Source organism: Microbacterium sp., assembly GCF_032084865.1.
Classification (GTDB): Bacteria; Actinomycetota; Actinomycetes; order Actinomycetales; family Microbacteriaceae; genus Microbacterium.
This window is the reverse complement of record NZ_DAMDLU010000200.1, coordinates 1-3,594: the sequence shown is the minus strand read 5'-3', so window position 1 is coordinate 3,594 and position 3,594 is coordinate 1. Positions and strand designations below refer to the sequence as shown.

Here is a 3,594-nt window from a genome sequence, read left to right as displayed (position 1 = left end):
CCGCCGGCCCGTGCCCGTCGATGTAGCGGACGAAGAGCTCGGCGAGCGGATCGCCGGGCTGCGCCGACTCGCCGACCCAGTCGGCGGTGGCGACGAAGCGCTGCTCGCGGGAGACCGCACCTGCTCCGTCGCGGTCGATCGGCCCCTGGCAGATCAAGCCGGCGATGGTGAGCGCGAAGAGCACATGGATGCCGCGCTGCCCGGTCGGGTCGATGCCGGCGCTCCGCATCCGCTCGAACGCGTCGGCTCTGGTGCATCCGCCGTCTCGCGCCGACGGGCCGACGGCGCGCCATGCGGCATCCAGCATCCCGCCGTCGATGCCCAGCGCACGCCGGCGTCCGGCGGCCTGCTGCCGCTGCCGGCCGGCCGTGACCGACAGCACCCAGGCGAGGGCACGGGCCGGGATGATGTGCAGCGTGCCGCGCATCGCCCAGGCGCGCACCAGCTCCCCACTCACGAAGGCCGCGTCGACGGCATCCAGCGTCGGAGAGCCCGATGTGCGCACGCCGAGCGCCCACCGGCCCGCCAGCAGATCCTGGCTCTGCACCGCGAGCATGTGCCGTGCCGCGCCGGCGACGGTCGCTGCGGGCGCGGTCAGTCGATGCGCGCGCAGGCGAGCAGCGAGAAGGCCGCGGGGATCCATGTCTCCATGATCCACGCGGCCTCCGACACCCGCCAGCGGCGATCAGGCGTGCAGCGTCACCTCGCGGCGTGCGGGCAGCACGACCGGGTGGGTGCCCGCCATCACCTCGAGCACGCGCACGACCTGGCACGAGTAGCCGTATTCGTTGTCGTACCAGACGTACAGCACGACGTCACGGTCGTTCGCGATCGTCGCGAGTCCGTCGACGATGCCGGCGCGGTGCGAGCCGACGAAGTCGGTCGAGACGACCTCGGGGCTCTCGACGTAGTCGATCTGCTGACGCAGCCTCGAGTGCAGCGACGCGCGGCGCAGGTAGTCGTTGAGCTCGTCCTTCGTGGCCGGGTTCTCGAGTGTCAGGTGCAGCACGGCGAGCGACACGTCAGGGGTGGGCACGCGGATGGCCGAGCCGGTGAGCTTGCCGGCGAGCTGCGGCAGGGCGCGAGAGACGGCCTTGGCCGCACCCGTCTCGGTGATGACCATGTTCAGCACCGCCGAGCGCCCGCGGCGGTCGCCCTTGTGGAAGTTGTCGATGAGGTTCTGGTCGTTCGTGAATGAGTGCACGGTCTCGACGTGGCCGCGGACGATGCCGTACGCCTCGTCGATCGCGGCGAGCACCGGGGTGATCGCGTTGGTCGTGCACGATGCCGCGGAGAGGATGCGGTCGCCCGGCTCGATCGTGCCGTCGTTGATGCCGTGCACGATGTTCTTCAGCTCGCCCTTGCCGGGGGCGGTGAGCAGCACGCGCGCTGCGCCCTTCGCCTGCAGGTGCCGGCTGAGGCCATCTTCGTCGCGCCAGCGGCCGGTGTTGTCGACGACGATCGCGTCGTGGATGTCGTACGCGGTGTAGTCGACGGTGGCGGGGTCGTCGGAGTAGATCACCTGGATGCGGTTGCCGTTGGCGATGATCTGCGAGTTCTCCTCGTCGACGGTGACGGTGCCGGCGAAGCGGCCGTGCACCGAGTCGCGCAGCAGCAGCGAGGCGCGCTTGACGATGTCGTTGTCGGATCCGCGGCGCACGACGATCGCGCGCAGGCGCAGACCGCTACCCCCGCCGGTGTGCGCGATGATGATGCGCGCCAGCAGCCGGCCGATCCGGCCGAATCCGTAGAGCACCACGTCGACGGGATCGGAGAGCTCGGCACCGAGCGCGGGCGCGAGCGTGCTGCGCAGGAACTCGTCGAGGTCGCCGCCGGTCTCGGCGTGATCCTCGATCAGACGCGCCACGTCCAGCGACGAGGCGCCGGGAGCGAGCTCGCGCAGCGCCTCGAGCACGGCGAGCGTGTCGGTGAGGGCGATCTGCCGGTGGCCGAGCTGCGCGACCCGCTCGTGCACCTCGAGGATCCCCGTCGTCGACAGTCCGAGCAGACGGTGCCCGTGCAGCGACGTCACGACATCGCGCTCCCGGTTCAGTCCGCCGATGAGCGGGATCATCCGCTCTGCCAGCTCTTCCTTGACCTTCCAGTCGTCGCGGTGTGTCACGACATCGTCCATGTGCGTCCTTGCGTGCTGCTCGAGCGCCGCCGGGTCGGGCGCTGCGGTGAATGGGGGCGGGTCCGCCTCGACCAGGCTAAAGGCGTCGCTGCGATGCGAGAGGACGATTCCGGTATGCAGAATCCGACAGACTGTCTGTGAGCCATGAAACCGGATTCTTAACACGCGAACTGAGCTGCACCGATGATCACCACCTTCTCTCCACTCGAACTCGGCCTCCTCGCCGTCGCCGCACTCGGAGCGGGGGTGATCAACACCGTGGTCGGGTCGGGCAGTCTCATCGTGTTCCCCACACTGCTCGCGCTGGGCCTGCCCCCGGTGCCCGCCAACATGGCGAACACCGTCGGTCTCGCGATCGGCAACGTCGGCGGCGTCGTCGGGTACCGCCGCGAGCTGCGCGGCCAGTGGCGACCGCTCGTACCGCTCGTCGTGCTGACGATCATCGGCGCCGTCCTCGGCGCGCTCGCCCTGCTCGCGCTGCCTGCCGAGGTGTTCCGCCTCGTCGCTCCGGTGCTCATCGTCGTGGGCTGCGCGCTGGTCGCCGTGCAGCCGATGATGAACCGCCTCGCCCGCCAGCCTCGGACGGGCGGTCTGTGGCCGCGCTGGCTGCGGCTGCCGCTCATCTTCGGAACGGGAGTCTATGGCGGCTACTTCGGCGCCGCCCAGGGCGTGCTCATCGTCGGCATCCTCGAGCTGACCACCGGCGAGGATCTGCAGCGGGTGAACGCGATGAAGAACGTGCTGCAGACCATCGCGGGCGTGGTCGCCACGATCATCTTCCTGTTCTCGGGTCCGCTGCCGTGGGTCGCGATCGCCACGATCGCCGTCGGCTCCCTGGCCGGCTCCGGCCTGGGCGCCATGATCGGCCGGCGCCTGCCCGGCTGGCTGCTGCGGGGGCTCATCATCGTCATCGGCGCGATCGCCGTGGTCGCCCTGCTGATCGGATGATGTCAGGGGTGGGCGGGTCTCGTCACGCCTGCAGCGGCGCGGTCAGCCTAGGCTCGGATTCATGACCGAGCTGCATGATCTGACCGCGATCGAGCAGCTCGCCGGGCTGCGAGCCGGGTCGTTCTCTCCGTCGGATCTCGTCGCCCACTACCTGACACGCATCGCCCGGTGCGACGAGGAGGTCGGCGCGTTCGTGGAGGTCACCGGAGAGGCCGCCCGCGCACGCGCCGACGCGCTGACGGAGGCCGAGCCGGCCGGCGCCCTGTGGGGGCTGCCTTTCGCCGACAAGGATCTCGTGGCGCGAGCCGGCGTGCTCACGCGCTTCGGCTCTCGACTGCACCACGATCACGTTCCGACCGTGACCGCGGACCAGGCGGCCGTGCTCGACGAGGCCGGCGGGATCAGCCTGGGCAAGACGAGCACGCCCGAGTTCGGCCTGACCGGGTACACCGAGACGCTGATCGGCCCGCCCACTCGCGATCCGTGGAACCCCGCGAACGGGGCGGGCGGCT

General features: G+C 70.6%; 4 protein-coding genes. 2 read left to right on the top strand and 2 right to left on the bottom strand.

Going from position 1 to position 3,594, the window contains the following annotated elements:
- The coding region (locus RT309_RS14280; RefSeq protein WP_313358109.1) for a DNA glycosylase AlkZ-like family protein at nt 1-643 on the bottom strand (643 nt) is incomplete at its 3' end.
- A gap of 42 nt (nt 644-685) precedes the next feature.
- Nucleotides 686-2,134 (bottom strand): glyceraldehyde-3-phosphate dehydrogenase, encoded by a 1,449-nt coding sequence (locus RT309_RS14275; RefSeq protein ID WP_313358108.1) that lies wholly within the window; start codon nt 2,132-2,134, stop codon nt 686-688.
- A gap of 183 nt (nt 2,135-2,317) precedes the next feature.
- On the opposite strand from RT309_RS14275, the gene RT309_RS14270 reads away from it, so the two are divergent.
- Together RT309_RS14270 and RT309_RS14265 are read left to right on the top strand one after the other, a co-directional pair.
- Nucleotides 2,318-3,082, top strand: a complete 765-nt coding sequence (locus RT309_RS14270) for a sulfite exporter TauE/SafE family protein (protein WP_313358106.1) — start codon at nt 2,318-2,320, stop codon at nt 3,080-3,082.
- Nucleotides 3,083-3,143: 61 nt separating this feature from the next.
- Nucleotides 3,144-3,594 (top strand): amidase family protein (locus RT309_RS14265; RefSeq protein WP_313358104.1); only part of this gene is annotated, 451 nt, incomplete at its 3' end.